The sequence below is a fragment of the Streptomyces sp. NPDC002467 genome (assembly GCF_042889825.1).
GTDB lineage: Bacteria > Actinomycetota > Actinomycetes > Streptomycetales > Streptomycetaceae > Streptomyces.
Genome location: NZ_JBIARJ010000004.1, coordinates 193,375 through 210,993 on the forward strand (window position 1 = coordinate 193,375; position 17,619 = coordinate 210,993).

Sequence of the window (17,619 nt, forward strand, 5' to 3'; positions counted from 1 at the left end):
GGCGACCGGCCCCGTCGAGTCCTTGGCGGAGCTCGGCCCGGCCATCATTGACGATCATGGCGCCGTACCACAAACGGCGTGGATGTTACGGTGGACACGCCCTGTAGGCGGACGAGCGAGGAAGAGGTGGGTTGATGACCGTCGTAGTGGTCGCGGCCATGCGCAGCGAACTCCGGTGCATCTCCCATCCCCTTTCCCCCGGGGCACCCGACCGCCGGGCCTGATCCCACCACCGACAGGCCCCTGGTCGGCCGGAGCCCCCTTTTCCAAGGGTTCACGTTGACCGACGCAACCAGTACGAGCACGTCCGCCTTCATCGAGGCGTTCTTCACCCTTCACCACGGCCTGCCCCGGCAGGCTCCGGGCTCCGACGCGAGCACCCGTCACCTGCTGTCCCTGTGCGGACCGCTGCCGAAGCGGCCGCGCGTCCTCGACCTGGGCTGCGGGCCCGGCCGCAGCGCCCTGCTGCTGGCCGCCGAGGCGGGCGCGGACGGCGCCGAGGTGACCGCCGTCGACCTGCACGACCCCTTCCTCGAAGAGCTGCGCGCCGAAGCCCGCGCCCGCGGGCTCGCCGACCGGGTCCGTACCGTGCGTGCGGACATGGGCGCCCTTCCCGACGATGAGTTCCCCGACGGCTCCTTCGACCTCGTGTGGGCGGAGGGTTCCGCCTACACCATCGGCTTCGACACCGCGCTCGCGCGCTGGCGGCGGCTGCTCGCCCCGGGCGGCACGATCGTGCTGACCGAGTGCGAGTGGACCGTGGCGGAGCCGTCCCCCGGGGCGCGCGCCTTCTGGGACGCGCAGTGCCCGCTGCGCTCCACCGCCGGGAACCTGGCCGCCGCCCAGAGCGCCGGGTACCGGGTGCTCGGCGTGCACCACCTGCCCGACTCCGACTGGGCCGAGTACTACGGTCCGCTCGCCGAGCGGGTGCGCACCGGCTCCGGCGCCGGCTCCCCCGCGATGGAGGCCGCGCTGGCCGCCACCCGCGAGGAGCTCGACGTACGGGCCCGGCACGGACACGAGTACGGCTACACCGGTTACGTGCTGCGCCCGGTGATCGCCGGCAACGGCGGGGCCTGGCCGGCCCGCCCGGAGACGGCGGCCGACGCGGTCGCCGTACGGGCCGTCAACCTGGCGGCCTTCGAGACCCCGCTGGAGGCGGACCTCGTGGACGCGCTGCGCGCGGACGACGCGTGGCTGCCCGGGCTGTCGTACGTGGCCGAGGGCCCGGACGGGTCGGTGGTGGCGCACGCCCTGCTGACCGCCTGCGAGGTGGACGGGGTACGGGCGCTCGCGCTCGCCCCGGTCGCGGTGGATCCCGCGCTCCAGCGGTCGGGCGCGGGCAGCGCGGTCGTCCGGGCTCTGCTCTCGGCGGCCCGGGAGCAAGGGGAGTCGCTCGTTCTGGTCCTCGGGCACCCGGAGTACTACCCGCGCTTCGGCTTCGTACCGGCGTCGCGGTTCGGGATCCGGGCGCCCTTCGAGGTGCCGGACGAGGCCATGATGGCGCTGGTGCTGGACGGTTCCGTCCCGGTCCCGGCGGGCACGATCGGCTATCCGGCCCCCTTCGGGGTCTGATGCTCCGTTCCCCGCCGCATAGCACGCGGCGGGGAACGGACGTGGACAGATCTTCGAAGTGGGGACAAGCCCCTTTTGTACGGCAGACTGAAGGCCGAAGTCCGAAGCGAAGGATGGGTATGCCGACCACACCAGCCACCGCCGCCAGCAGCGCGACCGACGGCACCGGGACCCAAGAACCGATCATGCTCGAACTGGTCGACGAGTCCGGCAACACGATCGGCACGGCGGAGAAGCTCTCCGCCCATCAGGCGCCGGGACAGTTGCACCGGGCGTTCTCTGTGTTCCTCTTCGACGAGCAGGGCCGGCTGCTGCTCCAGCAGCGGGCGCTCGGGAAGTACCACTCCCCCGGCGTCTGGTCGAACACCTGCTGCGGTCACCCCTATCCGGGGGAGTCGCCGTTCGCGGCGGCCGCCCGGCGGACCCACGAGGAGCTGGGGCTCTCGCCGTCGCTGCTCGCGGAGGCGGGAACGGTGCGCTACAACCACCCGGACCCCGCGTCGGGCCTGGTGGAGCAGGAGTTCAACCACCTTTTCGTGGGACTCGCGCAGGCCGCGGTGCACCCCGATCCGGAGGAGATCGCGGACACCGCCTTCGTCACCGCCGAGGAGCTGGCCAAGCAGCACGCCGAAGTGCCGTTCTCGGCCTGGTTCATGACCGTGCTGGACGCGGCGCGGCCCGCGATCCGCGAGCTGACGGGCGACGCGGCGGGCTGGTAGCCCCCTCCGCGCTCCTCAGCCGGCCGGGGTCGGCGCGGCGGGATGCGGCGCGGGGATCGGCGCGGCGGGGGCCGTGAGCGGCAGGGCCGCCCAGATGACCTTGCCGCCGGTCGACGTGTGCTCGACGTCGCAGACCCCGCCGGACTCCAGCGTGACCTCGCGGACCAGGAGCAGACCCCGGCCGCCGGTCTGGCCGAAATCGGCCTCCAGCGCCTTGGGGCGGTACGGGTGGTCGTCCTCGACGGCCACCCGTACCCACGAGCGGCCGATCGCCACCTCGACCGCGACCTCGGGCGAGAGCAGGGCAGCGTGCCGGACCGAGTTCGTCACCAGTTCGGAGACGATCAGCAGCAGGGAGTACACGATGTCCTGATCGGCGGGCACCCCCTGCCGCCCGAGCAGGTCACGGACCGCGCGGCGGGCCTGCGGAACGGATTCTTCTACCGCGGGGGCGGTGAACCTCCATACCCCCTCGTAGGCGAGGGGGTCGGCCGGAGCCGCCGGCTCCGCCTCCCTGGCCGGCGGGACGCTCCCGCTGACATCCATATTCCGTCCCCCGTCTTCGCGCTCGATCGTCTCCACGCGACAAGAGTGGGGAACGGGCTGGTCCGGACCGAACCGCTGACCAGAAATCAGCGCCAATCGGACGCTTTCCGACCACTGGCGTATGACGGAGTCAGTTTTCGACTGTTCCTGATCCGCTGGATACCATCCGGCGCATGAACTCAGCCGGGGATCCCGCACTCCTCCACACGGTGGCCGACGGGGTGGCGACCGTGGTCGTCTCGCATCCCGCCAAGCGCAACGCCATGACGGCGGCGATGTGGCGCGCGCTGCCCGGGCTGCTGGCGGGCCTGGCCGACGATCCCGACGTACGGGTGCTCGTGCTGACCGGGGCCGGACCGACCTTCTGCGCGGGCGCGGACATCTCCTCGCTGACCGGGGACGAGGACCCGCGGGCCCTCGCCGTGACCGCGGAGGAGGCGCTGGCCGCCTTCCCCAAGCCGACGCTGGCGGCGATCCGCGGGTTCTGCGTGGGCGGCGGCAGCCAGCTGGCGGCGGCGTGCGATCTGCGCTTCGCGGAGGAGGGCGCGTCGTTCGGGGTGACCCCGGCGAAGCTGGGCATCGTCTACCCGGCGTCGTCCACCCGGCGGCTGGCGACGCTGGTCGGCCCGGCCTGGGCCAAGTACCTTCTCTTCTCCGCCGAGTTGATCGGCGCTGAGGCGGCGCTGCGCGCCGGTTTCCTGAACGAGCTGCTGCCGGCCGGTCAACTGGACAAGCGGGTGGCCGAGTTCGCCCGGATCCTGGCTTCGCGCTCGCAGCTGACGCAGGCGGCGGCGAAGGAGTTCGCTGACGGCCGGACGGACCGGGAGGACCACTGGGAGGCGCAGGCGGCCGGAAGCGACGACACCGCGGAGGGTGTCGCCGCGTTCCTGGAACGGCGGCCGCCGGTGTTCACGTGGACCCCGTGAGCCGCCGCACCGTCCCGGGGGGCCGCCCGAACGCGCGGTGTCCGGCGCGGCGCGCCGGGAGACGGGCCGCGGCGGCCCGGCCGGCATGCCCCGCTGATTGCGCGCGGGCGTTCTTCCCTAGCCCAGCGGGTTGTTCCCCCTGAGTTTCGCGACGAGCGCGGCCGGGGCCTTGGCCGGCGAGCCGGCGTCGTAGGGCGGCTGCGGGTCGTACTCCGTCATCAGCTGGACGGCCTGCGCGTACTCGTCCCCGGCGATCCGGCCGACCAGGGTGAGTCCCATGTCGATCCCGGAGGAGACCCCGGCGGCGGTGACGTACTTCCCGTCGGTGACCACGCGCTCCCCGGTGGCCTCGACGCCGAACTTCGGCAGCCGGTCCAGGTACAGCCAGTGGCTGGTGGCCCGCCGCCCGTCGAGCAGTCCGGCGGCCGCCAGCAACAGGGATCCGGTGCACACGGAGGTGGTCCAGGTGGTGCCGGCGTCCACCGCCCTCAGCCACTCCATCACGGCGGGGTTCTCCATCTCCAGCTCGGGGTGCGGCCCGCCGGGCACGACGACGACGTCCGGCCCGGTCACCTCGTCGAGCCCCTTGTCGGCGACGAGCGCGAGCGCACCGTTGTCGGTCCGCACGGGCCCGGGGCGCTCGGACACGAACACGACCTCGGCGTCGGGCAGCCGCCCGAGGGTGTCGAAGGGCCCGACGGCGTCGAGCGCGGTGAAGCGGTCGTAGAGCAGTACGGCGATCTGCATGGCTCCTCCGGAGCGGTGGACGGACAACAGGTCAGGGGGTGCGGGTGGGGCCGAAGCGGCGGCGGTACTCGGCGGGTGGCTGGCCCAGGGTCCTCACGAACGCGCGCCGCATGGCCTCCGGCGTGCCGTAGCCGCAGGCGCGGGAGATCTGGGCGACCCCTTCCGTGCCCTCCTCCAGCAGCCGGCGGGCGTGTTCCACGCGGACCCGTTCCACGAACCGCCCCGGGGTGACGCCCGTCTCCGCCTGGAAGGCGCGCGCGAAGTGCCGTGGCGAGAGGCGGGCCCGTGCGGCGAGGGCGTCGACGCCGAGGTCGCCGTCCGGGTGCTCCGTGATCCACTGCTGGACGTCCCGCAGGGGATCGCGCCGCGCCGTCTGGGCCGCGAGCTGCGCGCTGAACTGGGCCTGATTGCCGGGCCTGCGCAGGAACACCACGAGGTGCCGGGCGATCTTCAGCGCGACGTCCCGGCCGTGGTCCTCCTCCACCAGCGCGAGCGCGAGGTCGATCCCCGCCGTGACCCCGGCCGAGGTGGCCACGGGTCCGTCGCGCACGTAGATGGGGTCCGGCTCGACCACGACGGCCGGGTAGTCCCGCGCCATCTGCTCGCACACGTACCAGTGCGTCGTCGCCCGTCGCCCGTCCAGCAGCCCCGCCTCCGCCAGCAGCAGCCCTCCGGTGCACACCGACACGAGCCGCTCCGCGGCACCCCCGTGGGCGCGGAGCCAGTCGGTGAGCCGCGGCTCGAAGTCGGCCCGGTAGCGGCCCCCGGGCACCAGCAGCGTGGTCCCGGCGCCCGGCCGGGCACTCTCCAGGTCCCCGTCGGGCACCAGCGTCAGGCCACTGCTCGTCCGCACGGGCGCGCCTCCCGGCGACACCGTCCGGATCTCGTACGCCGACCGCCCGGGGAAACGGGCGACGGCGGCGAACACCTCCACCGGCCCGGTCACGTCCAGGCTCTGCACCCCGTCGTAGAGGACGACGAGCACGTCGTTTCGCGGCGACAACCTCATGCCCTCATGGTGGGCCGCCCCGCGCGATGGCCGCAATGACGCGCTTCCCACCTATCCCGCCATGCCGAGGCGCTGCGGATGGGGGCCGACCGGCCCCGCCTCGGGGGCCCGGACACCCCGGTGTCATCCTGTCGGGGTCCCCGCGCCGCCCTTCCGGAGTACCCCCTGAACACCGTCGCCGCCGAGTCCCTGTCGGCCGTCCTCCTCCTCGGGGTACTGGCCTTCGCCGTCTTCCGCCCACGCGGTCTGCCCGAGGCCGCGGCCGCGGTGCCGGCGGCGGGGCTGCTCATCGCCTTGGGGGTGGTGTCGCCCGCCGTCGCCTGGGACCGGGTGCGCGACCTGCTGCCCGTGGTCGGGTTCCTGGCGGTCGTCCTGGCGCTGGCCCGGCTCTGCGCCGACGAGGGCCTGTTCCGCGCCGCGGGCGCCGCCGTCGCCCGGCTCTCCGCCGACCGCGGCCCTACGGCGCTGCTCGGCGGGGTGTTCGCGGTGGCCTCGGTGGTCACCGCCGCGCTGAGCCTGGACGCGACGGTGGTGCTGCTGACCCCGGTGGTACTGGCGACGACGGCCCGGCTCGGGGCCCGGCCCCGGCCGCACGTCCTGGCCACCGCGCACCTCGCGAACTCGGCCTCGCTGCTGCTGCCCGTCTCCAACCTCACCAATCTGCTCGCCTTCACCGCGAGCGGCCTCTCCTTCACCCGGTTCGCGGCGCTGATGGCGCTGCCGTGGCTGGTGGCCATCGGAGTGGAGTACGCGGTGTTCCGCCGCTGGTTCCGGACCGACCTGGAGGCCCCGCCGGAGCACGTGCCGGTGGCCGGGGAGCGGCCGCCGCTGCCCCGTTTCGCACTCGCCGTCCTCCTCCTGACGCTGGCCGGCTTCGCCCTGGCCTCCTTCGCCGGGGCGAGCCCCGCGTGGGCGGCCCTGGCCGGTACGGCCGTGCTGGCCGTCCGGGCCCTGCGGCGCCGGGAGACCACCGCGCGCCGGATCGCGGCCTCGACGGCACCCGCGTTCTGCCTGTTCGTACTGGCCCTCGGGGTGGTCGTGGGCGCGGTGGTGGACCACGGGCTGGGTGACGGGCTGGCCCGAGTGCTGCCGGCCGGGGACTCGCTGCCCGCGCTGCTGGCGACGGCCGCCGTGGCCGCCGTACTGGCCAACCTGATCAACAACCTGCCCGCGGTGCTCGCCCTGCTCCCGCCGGCCGTGCCGGGCGGGCCCGGCCAGGTGCTGGCCGTGCTGATCGGCGTGAACATCGGCCCGAACCTGACCTACGCCGGCTCCCTGGCCACCCTGCTGTGGCGGCGGGTGCTCCGGACGCACGCCGTGCGCGTCTCCGTGTCCGAATTCACCCGCCTCGGCCTGCTGACCACTCCGCTCGGCCTCGCCGCCGCCGTGACCGCGCTGTGGGCCGGTCTGCGGGTGATCGGTACGTGACCCGCGGCCGGTCCGGCGGCCGATCGGCCGCCGGGGCCCCGGGAACGGGCCGATAGGATCGGCGCATCATGACTGCAACCCTCGTCGCCAAGAAGCTCACCGCCGCGCACGGTGAGCGCACGCTCTTCGCCGATCTCGACCTCGTCGTCGCGCCCGGCGACGTCATCGGTCTCGTCGGCGTCAACGGCGCCGGGAAGTCGACCCTGCTGCGCCTGCTGGCCGGGCTGGACACCCCCGAGACCGGTGAACTGCGGCTCTCCCCGCCCACCGCCGCCGTCGGCCACCTCCCGCAGGAGCCGGAGCGCCGGGCGGAGGAGTCCGTACGGGAGTTCCTGGCCCGCCGCACCGGCGTGGCCGCGGCGCAGGCTGAGCTGGACGCGGCGACGCAGGGCCTGGTGGACGGCGCTCCGGGCGCGGACGACGCGTACGCGACGGCGCTGGACCGGTGGCTGGACCTGGGCGGCGCGGACCTCGACGAGCGGGCCGAGGAGGTCGCGGACGACCTCGGCCTCACGGTCGGCCTGGACCTGCCGATGACGGCGCTCTCCGGCGGCCAGGCGGCCCGCGCGGGCCTCGCCTCGCTGCTGCTCTCCCGCTACGACGTCTTCCTGCTCGACGAGCCCACGAACGACCTGGACCTGGACGGTCTGGAGCGGCTGGAGCGCTTCGTCAAGGGGCTGCGCGCGGGCACCGTCGTGATCAGCCACGACCGCGAGTTCCTGACGCGGACGGTCACCAAGGTCCTCGAACTGGACCTGGCCCAGCAGCAGATCAACCTCTACGGCGGCGGCTACGAGTCCTACCTGGAGGAGCGGGCCCGGGCCCGCAGCCACGCCCGCGAGGACTACGAGGAGTACGCGGACAAGAAGTCCGCCCTCGAAGGCCGGGCGCAGATGCAGCGCAACTGGATGGACAAGGGCGTGCGCAACGCCCGCCGCAAGGCGGGCGACAACGACAAGATCGGCAAGAACCTGCGCGGCGAGTCCAGCGAGAAGCAGGCCGCGAAGGCCCGCCAGACGCAGCGGGCGATCGAGCGGCTGGAGGTCGTGGAGGAGCCGCGCAAGGAGTGGGAGCTGCGCATGGAGATCGCGGCGGCCCCGCGCTCCGGCTCGGTCGTGGCCACCCTGCGCGAGGCGGCCGCCAAGCGCGGGGACTTCGCCTTCGGCCCGGCCAGCCTGCAGATCGACTGGGCGGACCGGGTCGCGATCACCGGGGCGAACGGCGCCGGCAAGTCCACCCTCCTGGCGCTGCTCCTGGGCAGGCTGACCCCGGACTCCGGCTCCGCGACCCTGGGCTCCGGCGTCCTGGTCGGCGAGGTCGACCAGGCCCGCGGGTTGTTCCTCGGCGACGAGCCCCTGCTGGAGGCCTTCTGCGCGGCGGTCCCGGACACCGAGCCGGCCGAAGTCCGCACCCTGCTGGCCAAGTTCGGCCTCAAGGCGGCCCACGTCCTGCGCCCGGCGGCCACCCTCTCCCCCGGCGAGCGCACCCGCGCGGCGCTGGCCCTGCTCCAGGGTCGCGGGGTGAACCTGCTGGTCTTGGACGAGCCCACCAACCACCTGGACCTGCCGGCGATCGAGCAGCTGGAATCGGCGTTGGAGTCCTACGAGGGCACGCTCCTGCTGGTCACGCACGACCGCCGGATGCTGGACGCCGTTCGGGTGACGCGCCGCCTGGAGGTCGCGGCCGGCAAGGTCGTCGAGCTGTAGGAAAAGGGGCACGTCCCGAGGTGCCGATCGACTCGAACGGGACTAGCCTCTGTAAGTGAGAGCCGCAACCGCGGAGCACGCCCGCGCGGGCCGGAGTCCCCGGAGTCCCGCGTCGACTGGAAACGTGCTTTCGCATTTCCCGCGGCCCTGTATCCGATCCGCGCTGCGCATTCTGATCCTGCGGCTGCGGTTCCGCCTCCTCACACCTCGAATGGGGTGCGAGAGAGCGGAAGGAAAGGGAAATTCTCATGTTTGCACAGAGAGCGAAGCGCCTGTTCGCAGTGTCCGCTGCCGGTGTTCTGATGGCCGGCGGAGCCGCCCTCGCGACCGCCGGTTCCGCTTCCGCGGCAACCCCGACGCAGCACGTCAGCTACGTCGCCGGTGGCTGGGACCACGATGACGACGGCGGCTACGGCGGCTACGGCGGCTGGCACGGCCACCACGGTGGTTGGGACAACGACGACGACTACGGCAACTGGGGCGGCGGTTGGGACGACGACTGCGGCTGATCCCTTCGACCCTGGCCGGCGCGGCCCTTGACGGGGCCGCGCATCGGCCTGTCCGGTGGCTTCGGCCGCCCTCCTCCTATCGGTCCGCCGGGGCGCGCCGGGTGCGCGCCATCTTCCGGGCCACGAAGTCGCGCGGGAGGTGTCGGACCGCCAGCGCGTAGGCGCGGTAGCGGCGGCCCGTGATGCTGAGGGGGCGGCGCAGCGCCAGATCCCGCAGCGCACGGTCGACCACCGCTTCCGGTTCCAGCCAGACCGCGTCGCGCAGTGAGCTGACGTCCATCCCCGCCCGCTCCTGGAACTCGGTGCGGGTGAAGCCGGGCACGACCGCGAGGACGCGGACGCCGTAGGGCTCCATGTCCACCCGGAGGGATTCGCTGAAGGCGGTGATCCAGGCCTTGGCCGCGCCGTAGGTCCCCGTGGGCAACAGACCCGCCACCGAGGAGACGTTGAGGACGGCTCCCCGGCGGCGTTCGCGCAGGCCCGGCAGGAGGGCGTGGGTGAGCCGGAGCGGGACCTTGACCAGCAGGTCCAGCATCCGCTCCTCGTCCTCCACGGGGCTGTGGGGGAACGGCGCCGGCAGTCCGAAGCCCGCGTTGTTGACCAGGACGTCCACGGGCCGGGCTCGGTCCGCGAGCCGCTCGACGACCGACGCGCACTGGGCCGGGTCCAGCAGGTCGGCCGGCAACACCTCGCAGGCCACGGCGAATTGCCGGCCCAGCTCCCCGGCGAGGGCGTCGAGGCGGTCCTTGTCGCGGGCCACGAGGACCAGGTCGCAGCCCTTGGCGGCGAATCCGCGGGCGAAGGCGGCGCCCAGTCCGGCGCTGGCGCCCGTGATCAGTACGGTCGTGCTCATCGTCGACGTGCTCAAGGCGGGTTCACTTTCCGGTGGTTGCCGCGGCGGCGTATTCCTGGGCGACGTCGACGAGGAACGCCGCCTCGTCCGCCAGGTCCCCGTCCGCCTTCGTGGTCTGGATCGCGGCCGGCAGTTCCAGCGCGGCCGCCTCGCCCGGCTGCCCGGGCAGTCCGTCGAGTTTCGCCTGCCGCGCCTCCCGCAGTACGCGGGCCAACGCGGCGGCGGTGCGTCGCTGTTCGGGTACCCCGCGTCCGGCGACGTGGTCGCGGGCCTGCTCCAGGGCGCCCGGGGCGACGTACTCCCCCAGGATCAGGATCGCGTCGCGCGTCTCGATGACCTTGCGGTAGACGAGCAGGTTGCGCGGGACGGGCGGCCACAGCAGTTCCACCACCCGCCCGGCCCGCGGCTTGTTGAGGGCCACGTGCGGTACGGCCTGGACCAGGTCGCGCCACAGCGGCCACAGCCGCCACGCGATGGCGATGTCGGCGGCGCCGCGCCGGAAGGTGAACAGCGTGGGCACCAGGATCGCGGCGGCGCGCAGCAGGCCGTGCAGGTTCATCAGCAGCGGCAGGGCGGGCATCGCCCAGGTGCTGCCGAAGAGGCCCTTGAGCAGGTACGCGAACCAGAAGAGGCCCGCGAGCGCGGTGCCGAGCCCGAACAACCGCAGCCCGGCGGCCAGGCCCCTGCTCTCGGTGCGGCGGCTGTAGCGCCAGCACAGGGCCACGCAGACGGTGTTGGCCACCAGGTGCGCGGAGATCAGGACCAGCCAGTAGGCGAGGGAGGGCACCGGGTCGCCGACCGGCGGCATGGTGTGGCCGCCGTGTGCGGGCGCGGCCACGTCCAGGGCGTACAGGGCCCCGAGCCATCCCACGGTCGCGACGCAGGAGGCGAGTTGGAGCCGCCGGCCCTTGGTGGTGGCGGCCACGAAGTAGAGCACGGCGCCCGCCGATAGGACGCCGCTGAAGTTGCGGAAGAGCCCGATGGCGTGGGCGTAGTCGGGGCCGCGGCGCATCGCGTAGGCGACCACGTCGGGCAGGTTCAGGGTCATCGCGGCGGCCGCGGTGGCCACGGCAAGCCACAGGCCGCGCTGTTGCGGGGAGCGCAGGGCGCCGGGGGCGCGGAGCAGCAGCGCGATCCACAGGCACGCCACGCTGGGCACGGCGAGCCAGTTGCCGAAGGCGGTCAGGTCAGCGGCCACCGTTCCTCCGCTCGTATCCCATGGCGGACTCCAGCCGGGCCAGGGTGTCGCGGGGCGTGGCCGCGGCCGCGTGCGGGGCGGTGTTCGCCGTGCGGATGCGGATCATGCTGGCGAGCATCTCCGCTTCCTGCTCCTGGCGGGTGGTGTAGTTGGTGCGCCCGAGCACGGTGAGGGCGTGGCCGTCGTCGACGTCGGCGTCGTCGGCTTCCACGGAATGGTGACCGAAGAGGATGTGGCCCAGTTCGTGGAGCACGATGTGCTCCCGGTGCAGCGGAGTGGTCTGCGCCTCGTAGAAGACGTAGTCGACGCTGACCGTTCCCACCCAGAGTCCGCAAACCCCCGTCTCCGCCGCCTCTTTGGGAAGCGGGTGCAGGCGGATGGGGCGGCCGCGCTGCTCGGCTATTCGGCTGCAGAGCTCATCCAGGGAGAATGGATGGGGTAATTCCAGATGGCCGAGAATGTTCTCGCACCTTTTGCGCAGACTGATTCGCCGGTGGGACATGTGATCCCTCTTCGGACCCTTTCTCGGGCAGCGTCTGTAGGCGTGCGGGGGCATGGGCATGGTGTCCTGTGCCTTCAAACCGGCCTCGGGGAACATCGGTCCTGAGGGGAACGCGGAAGCCCGTCCGCCGAGTGACGAACGGGCGTTCCACATGCCTACATATCTTCTGCCGCCATTGGCAAGGCAACTCCCCTGGTGGGGAAGGTATTCGGCCATGCTTGCCGGGCCCGCGCGAGAGGTGCGCGAGGGCGTTCCCGCTACCGCTTGCGGCGGTCCTCGGGGCCGGTGAGGCCGGCCCTGCGCAGGGCGTCCGCCATCGCGCTGTTGGCGGGTGCGGGGGCGCTGCCGCCGCCCTGCCGCCGGCCCTGACCCCGCTGGTCCTGGCCCTGGCCCTGGCTCTGGCCCTGCCTCTGGCCTTGGCCGCCACCGCGCCGGCCCTGTCCCTGCCCCTGACCGCCACCAGCGCCGCGCTGCTGCGGCGGACGGCCTCCGCCCGAGCGGCGTTCCTGGCGGTCCTGCCCGGGGGCGCCGCCCGCCGGGCGGTCGGCCTCGTCCTCCAGACGCAGCGTCAGCGAGATGCGCTTGCGCGGGATGTCCACGTCCATGACCTTCACGCGGACGATGTCGCCCGGCTTGACCACGTCCCGCGGGTCCTTGACGAAGTTCTTCGAAAGGGCCGACACGTGCGCCAGCCCGTCCTGGTGGACGCCGATGTCGATGAAGGCGCCGAAGGCGGCCACGTTGGTGACCACGCCCTCCAGGATCATCCCGGGGGCCAGGTCGCCGATCTTCTCCACGCCCTCCTTGAAGGTGGCCGTCTTGAAGGCGGGGCGCGGGTCGCGGCCCGGCTTCTCCAGCTCGCGCAGGATGTCGGTGACCGTGGGCAGACCGAAGGCCTCGGTGACGAACTGCTCCGGGCGCAGCGAGCGCAGTACGGAGGTGTTGCCGATCAGGGCCGCCACCTCGCCGCCGGACGTCTTGCCCATGGACCGGACGACCGGGTACGCCTCGGGGTGCACGGCGGAGGCGTCGAGCGGGTCGTCGCCGCCGCGGATGCGCAGGAAGCCCGCGCACTGCTCGTACGCCTTCGGGCCGAGGCGGGCCACGTCCTTGAGGCCCTTGCGGCTGCGGAAGGGGCCGTTGGCGTCGCGGTGGGCGACGATGTTCTCGGCGAGGGTGCCGCTGATGCCCGAGACCCGAGAGAGCAGCGGCGCGGAGGCGGTGTTGACGTCCACGCCGACGCCGTTCACACAGTCCTCGACGACCGCGTCGAGGGAGCGGGAGAGCTTCACCTCGGACAGGTCGTGCTGGTACTGGCCGACGCCGATCGACTTCGGGTCGATCTTCACGAGTTCGGCGAGCGGGTCCTGGAGGCGGCGGGCGATGGAGACCGCGCCGCGCAGGGACACGTCCATGCCGGGGAGTTCCTGCGAGGCGAAGGCGGAGGCGGAGTACACGGAGGCGCCGGCCTCCGAGACCATCACCTTGGTGAGCCCCAGCTCGGGGTGGCGGGTGATGAGGTCCCCGGCGAGCTTGTCGGTCTCGCGGGAGGCCGTGCCGTTGCCGATGGCGACCAGCTCGACCGCGTGCTCCTTCGCGAGGCGGGCCAGCTTGGCGAGGGACTCGTCCCACTTGTTGGCGGGCACGTGCGGGTAGATCACGTCGGTGGCCACGACCTTGCCGGTGGCGTCGACGACGGCGACCTTCACCCCGGTGCGGAAGCCCGGGTCGAGACCGAGGGTGGCGCGGGTGCCGGCGGGGGCGGCCAGGAGCAGGTCGCGCAGGTTCGACGCGAAGACCCGTACGGCCTCGTCCTCGGCGGCGGCGCGCAGCCGGGTCCGCAGGTCGATGCCGAGGTGCACCTGGATCTTGGTGCGCCAGGACCAGCGGACCGTGTCCGCGAGCCACTTGTCGCCCGGGCGGCCGCGGTCGGCGACGCCGAAGCGGCGGGCGATCATGCCCTCGTACGTGGAGGGGCCGGGAACGTCGGAAGGCTCCTCCGGCTCCAGCTCCAGGGTGAGGACGTCCTCCTTCTCGCCGCGCAGCATCGCCAGCACGCGGTGCGAGGGCAGTGCGGTGAGCGGCTCCGCGAAGTCGAAGTAGTCGGCGAACTTGGCGCCCGCCTCCTCCTTGCCGTCGCGGACCTTGGCGGCGAGCCGGCCTCGGCCCCACATCCGCTCGCGCAGTTCGCCGATCAGATCGGCGTCCTCGGCGAACTTCTCGGTGAGGATGGCGCGGGCGCCCTCCAGGGCGGCGGCCGGGTCGGCGACGCCCTTGTCGGCGTCGACGAACGCGGCCGCCGCGGCGGCGGGTTCGACCGACGGGTCGGTCAGCAGCCCGTCGGCGAGCGGCTCCAGACCGGCCTCGCGGGCGATCTGCGCCTTGGTGCGGCGCTTGGGCTTGAACGGGAGGTAGATGTCCTCCAGCCGGGCCTTGGTGTCGGCCGCGTTGATCCGCGCCTCCAGCTCGGCGTCGAGCTTGCCCTGTTCCCGTACGGAGTCGAGGATCGCCGCGCGCCGGTCCTCCAGCTCGCGCAGATACCTCAGCCGCTCCTCGAGGGTGCGCAGCTGGGCGTCGTCGAGCATCTCGGTCGCTTCCTTGCGGTAGCGCGCGATGAACGGCACGGTCGAGCCGCCGTCGAGCAGCTCGACGGCCGCCTTGACCTGCCGCTCCCGTACGCCGAGCTCCTCGGCGATCCTGCCTTCGATGGACGTCGTCACGATCGGGTCCCGCCTGCCTTCGTTTGCACTGGAAGGCTGCCAATTGTGGCAGGTGGCGGTGACGGACGGCGGGAGGCCCGGGCGTCAGCCGCGCAGGTCGGGCGGGAAGGCGCCGGCGGCCATGGCCTGGCGCACGACGGCGCCGCCGAGTTCGGCGAGGCGGGCGAGGCCGTCGGCGCCGAGGTGCTCGTACGGGGCGGCGTCGAGGCGGTCGGTGTCGGTCTCCAGTTGCTCGCGCAGGGCGGCGCCGTGCTCGGTGAGGGTGCCGTCGGCGTCGAGCACGCCGCGTGCGCGGAGCCGGTCCGCGGCGGCGTCCAGGTCCGCCTGGTCCCAGCCGCGGATGCGCTTGATCCACTTCGGGCTCATGCCCTTGCCGGTGGCGGTGTGACTGAGGAGGGCCTCGACGGGGTCGAGTCCCGCGAGGAGCAGGGCTGCGAGGTGACCGTCTCCGCGGTGCTCGCGCAGCAGGGTCGCGGCGTGCCAGAGCCGCAGGTGCGGTTCCTCGGGGACGGGGAGGTCGGCGTGGGCGGCGTAGAGGACGCGGGCGTGCCGGGTGCAGCCCTCGGTGGCGCGTATCGCCAGGTCCGCGGCCTCGACGAGCTCGGCGGACCCCATGGTCTCGGGGCCGAGCAGCCGGCGCAGGGTGGTGTCGGCGGCCCGCAGCCGGGCGGCGAGGACCTGTTCGGGGCCGGCGGTGTCCCAGACGGCGGGCAGGTACCGGGCGACGTGGTCGTGGCTGTAGTTGTAGAACGTGGCCGTCACGGAGCCGGCCCCGACCGCGCCCATGGCGGCGGAGCGTTGGGCGAGGTTGACGGCGACGGGATCGGTGATCCCCAGGGCTGCGAACTCCTTGGCTGTGTCCGGCGAGAAGTAGATCGTCGAGTGCAGCGGGTTGATGGCCGCGTGCCAACAATGCCGGGCCGCGAGCGGGGGAATCGTCATGCCGGCCAGGTTACCGACTGCTCAGTATGCCGGGAACCCTCGCGGGTGGCCTGGCTCGATCCGGCCCGTACGCCGCCCCTGCGCCCCCCTGCCCGCGGCCGCACGACCCGGGGCTCCGACCCGGCTCCCGGCCCCCGGCCCCGGCGCCAGGCCCTGGGCTCCCGGCCGGGCGTGCCCCGCCCGGGTCCATCCGTCCGGCGAGGGCGCCCCTCGCCCCCACCGGACGGAGCCGCGCACCACGGACCCCCGCCGGGCCCGGTCCGAACGCCCGGGCCGGACGGACGGACGGGCGGACGGACGGGCGCAGGCCGGGCGGGGTCGCCCCGGCCCCGCCCGGTAGGGGCTTCGGGGTGGGGGTGGGGACCGGTCCTATCCGGCCGATCCGGAGAGGTGGGGACGGCGGACCGAGGCGGGCTTCCCGGTGGGCGGCGGCCGTCCCGGCACCCGGGCGACCCGTGCCACCGGACCCGGCACCGCCGCCGCGCCGCAGGTCACGGCGTTCGGGGCGGCCACGCGGGGGCGCCGACACTCCGGCCGGGCCCCGCCGAGGCTCCCCTCCACCCCGCGGGGCGCAACGGCCGGATGACGTTCGTGTGAAAGCAGGGGCCATGGACATGACCTGATGCGTCACGCGTGAATACCGTCGGACGACGAGACCTTGAACCGATGTGTCTCCCCTACCACTTGGAGCCATTCGTGCACCGCAAAGTCATCGCCCCGAGCGTGCTCGCCGCTTCCCTGCTGCTGGTGATCCCGGCATCCGCGGCGAGCTACGGTCCGGGCGCCCCGGGTATCGGCGATCCCTACTACCCGGCCAGCGGCAACGGCGGATACGACGTGTCGCACTACGACCTGCGCCTGCAGTACCAGCCGCAGACGGACCTGCTGGAGGGAACCGCCACCCTCCTCGCCACCGCCAAGCAGGACCTGTCCCGCTTCAACCTCGACTTCGGGCTCCAGGTCAGCGAGATCAGGGTCAACGGCGTCAAGGCGAAGTTCGCCACCTCCGGCGCCCAGGAGCTGGAGGTCACCCCCGCCAAGGCGGTCGCCCGCAACACCCCGCTCACCGTCGTCGTCAAGTACGCGGGCAAGCCCTCCGAGCTGAAGGTGGACGGCTGGACGGCCTGGCAGCGCACGCCCGACGGCGGCGTGGCCGCGCAGGAGCCCGACTCGGCGGTCTGGTGGTTCCCGAGCAACGACCACCCGCTCGACAAGGCCACCTTCGACGTATCGGTCAACGTCCCCGACGGCACCCAGGCCATCAGCAACGGCGTGCTCCAGTCGCAGACTTCACGGCTCGGCTGGACCAGGTACAACTGGCGCTCCAACAAGCCCCAGGCCACCTACCTGGCCACCCTCGCCGTCGGCAAGTTCGACATCACCACCGACAAGACGGCGAGCGGACTCCCGATCCTCAACGCCTACAGCAAGGACCTCGGCGACAACGCGGGGGCGGCGCGAGCGAGCGTGGAGCGGACCGGCGAGGTCGCGGAGTGGCTGGAAGGGGTCTTCGGGCCGTACCCCTTCAACGCGCTGGGCGGCTACGTCCCGAACGTGACCGCCGGCTTCGCGCTGGAGACGCAGACCCGCCCCTTCTACGGGCCGCGCCAGTTCCAGAACGGCGCGAACGTCTCGGTGGTCGTGCACGAGCTGGCCCACCAGTGGTACGGCGACAGCGTCTCGGTGGACGGCTGGAAGGACATCTGGATCAACGAGGGCTTCGCCCGCTACAGCCAGTGGCTGTGGTCGGAGAAGGAGGGCGAGGGCACCGCGCAGGAGCTCGCCGACTGGGCGTACGGCCTGCGCCCGGCGGAGGATGCGTTCTGGCAGGTCAAGCCGGGTGACCCCGGTCCGGAGAACCAGTTCCACGGTGCCGTCTACGACCGTGGCGCCATCGCGCTCCAGGCGCTGCGCAACCGAATCGGCGACGAGAAGTTCTTCCGGATCCTCAAGGGCTGGCCGACCGAGCGCGCCTACGGCAACGCGAAGGTCGCGGACTTCGTCTCGTACGCGGAGAAGGTCTCCGGGCAGCCCCTCGCGCAGCTCTTCCAGACCTGGCTGTACACCCCGGGCAAGCCGGACGCCTCGGCCCTGAACCCCACGGCCCCGGGCGCCTCGGCGCGCTCCCTCTCGGCCCCGGTCGCCAAGACCGAGCCGAAGTCCTGGAAGAAGATCGCGGAGACGAACACGATCCACGAGCACGCGGAGCACGAGGAGCGCGGCGGGCGCTGAGTCCCGT

Annotated in this window: 15 protein-coding genes; 7 read left to right on the forward strand and 8 right to left on the reverse strand. The window is 73.2% G+C overall.

Features of this window, described 5'->3' with window-relative positions; all coding sequences use genetic code 11:
* Positions 1–279 precede the first annotated feature (279 nt).
* Entirely contained in the window at positions 280–1,575 is a 1,296-nt protein-coding gene (locus ACFYYJ_RS10560) for a GNAT family N-acetyltransferase (RefSeq protein ID WP_389130849.1), read from the forward strand.
* A gap of 119 nt (positions 1,576–1,694) precedes the next feature.
* The gene (gene idi / locus ACFYYJ_RS10565; RefSeq protein ID WP_385126968.1) at positions 1,695–2,294 is read left to right on the forward strand and encodes an isopentenyl-diphosphate Delta-isomerase; all 600 of its coding nucleotides are present in this window, start codon (positions 1,695–1,697) and stop codon (positions 2,292–2,294) included.
* Between the two features lie 15 nt (positions 2,295–2,309).
* Here idi and ACFYYJ_RS10570 read toward each other — a convergent pair whose 3' ends face one another.
* Positions 2,310–2,840 carry an ATP-binding protein gene (locus ACFYYJ_RS10570; RefSeq protein ID WP_385126970.1) on the reverse strand — a complete coding sequence of 177 codons (531 nt, stop codon included), beginning with the start codon at positions 2,838–2,840 and terminating at the stop codon, positions 2,310–2,312.
* Positions 2,841–3,013: 173 nt separating this feature from the next.
* Here ACFYYJ_RS10570 and ACFYYJ_RS10575 point away from each other — a divergent pair, with 173 nt between their 5' ends.
* Positions 3,014–3,766 carry an enoyl-CoA hydratase/isomerase family protein gene (locus ACFYYJ_RS10575; RefSeq protein ID WP_389130853.1) on the forward strand — a complete coding sequence of 251 codons (753 nt, stop codon included), beginning with the start codon at positions 3,014–3,016 and terminating at the stop codon, positions 3,764–3,766.
* 117 nt (positions 3,767–3,883) lie between these two features.
* On the opposite strand, the gene ACFYYJ_RS10580 is transcribed toward ACFYYJ_RS10575, so the two are convergent.
* Complete coding sequence (locus tag ACFYYJ_RS10580; protein WP_389130856.1) at positions 3,884–4,513, reverse strand: DJ-1/PfpI family protein; 630 nt, start codon at positions 4,511–4,513, stop codon at positions 3,884–3,886.
* Positions 4,514–4,544: 31 nt separating this feature from the next.
* Positions 4,545–5,522, reverse strand: a complete 978-nt coding sequence (locus ACFYYJ_RS10585) for a GlxA family transcriptional regulator (protein ID WP_385126976.1) — start codon at positions 5,520–5,522, stop codon at positions 4,545–4,547.
* A 165-nt stretch (positions 5,523–5,687) separates the two neighbouring features.
* On the opposite strand from ACFYYJ_RS10585, the gene ACFYYJ_RS10590 reads away from it, so the two are divergent.
* From ACFYYJ_RS10590 to ACFYYJ_RS10600, 3 genes are all read left to right on the forward strand, one after another.
* Complete coding sequence (locus ACFYYJ_RS10590) at positions 5,688–6,950, forward strand: SLC13 family permease (RefSeq protein WP_389131345.1); 1,263 nt, start codon at positions 5,688–5,690, stop codon at positions 6,948–6,950.
* 68 nt (positions 6,951–7,018) lie between these two features.
* Positions 7,019–8,656: an ABC-F family ATP-binding cassette domain-containing protein gene (locus tag ACFYYJ_RS10595; RefSeq protein ID WP_385126754.1), complete on the forward strand. Its 1,638-nt coding sequence runs from the start codon at positions 7,019–7,021 to the stop codon at positions 8,654–8,656.
* A gap of 248 nt (positions 8,657–8,904) precedes the next feature.
* A complete protein-coding gene (locus ACFYYJ_RS10600; protein ID WP_385126753.1) occupies positions 8,905–9,165 on the forward strand; it encodes a hypothetical protein in 261 nt (86 codons plus the stop codon).
* A gap of 76 nt (positions 9,166–9,241) precedes the next feature.
* Here the strand turns inward: ACFYYJ_RS10600 and ACFYYJ_RS10605 are convergent, their stop codons facing one another.
* From ACFYYJ_RS10605 to ACFYYJ_RS10625, 5 genes are all read right to left on the reverse strand, one after another.
* A complete protein-coding gene (locus ACFYYJ_RS10605; RefSeq protein ID WP_385363632.1) occupies positions 9,242–10,018 on the reverse strand; it encodes an SDR family NAD(P)-dependent oxidoreductase in 777 nt (258 codons plus the stop codon).
* Between the two features lie 22 nt (positions 10,019–10,040).
* Positions 10,041–11,216, reverse strand: coding sequence for an MAB_1171c family putative transporter (locus tag ACFYYJ_RS10610; protein ID WP_385126749.1), 1,176 nt, complete (start codon positions 11,214–11,216; stop codon positions 10,041–10,043).
* Positions 11,206–11,538, reverse strand: a complete 333-nt coding sequence (locus ACFYYJ_RS10615) for a hypothetical protein (protein WP_385126747.1) — start codon at positions 11,536–11,538, stop codon at positions 11,206–11,208. Before ACFYYJ_RS10615 ends, ACFYYJ_RS10610 begins: the two co-directional genes overlap by 11 nt.
* A gap of 437 nt (positions 11,539–11,975) precedes the next feature.
* Positions 11,976–14,438 carry a Tex family protein gene (locus ACFYYJ_RS10620; RefSeq protein WP_389130864.1) on the reverse strand — a complete coding sequence of 821 codons (2,463 nt, stop codon included), beginning with the start codon at positions 14,436–14,438 and terminating at the stop codon, positions 11,976–11,978.
* A gap of 84 nt (positions 14,439–14,522) precedes the next feature.
* A complete protein-coding gene (locus tag ACFYYJ_RS10625; protein ID WP_389130867.1) occupies positions 14,523–15,380 on the reverse strand; it encodes a hypothetical protein in 858 nt (285 codons plus the stop codon).
* 696 nt (positions 15,381–16,076) lie between these two features.
* Between ACFYYJ_RS10625 and ACFYYJ_RS10630 the strand changes: the two genes are divergently transcribed.
* A complete protein-coding gene (locus tag ACFYYJ_RS10630; RefSeq protein WP_385126742.1) occupies positions 16,077–17,612 on the forward strand; it encodes a M1 family metallopeptidase in 1,536 nt (511 codons plus the stop codon).
* The last annotated feature ends 7 nt before the right edge of the window (positions 17,613–17,619 follow it).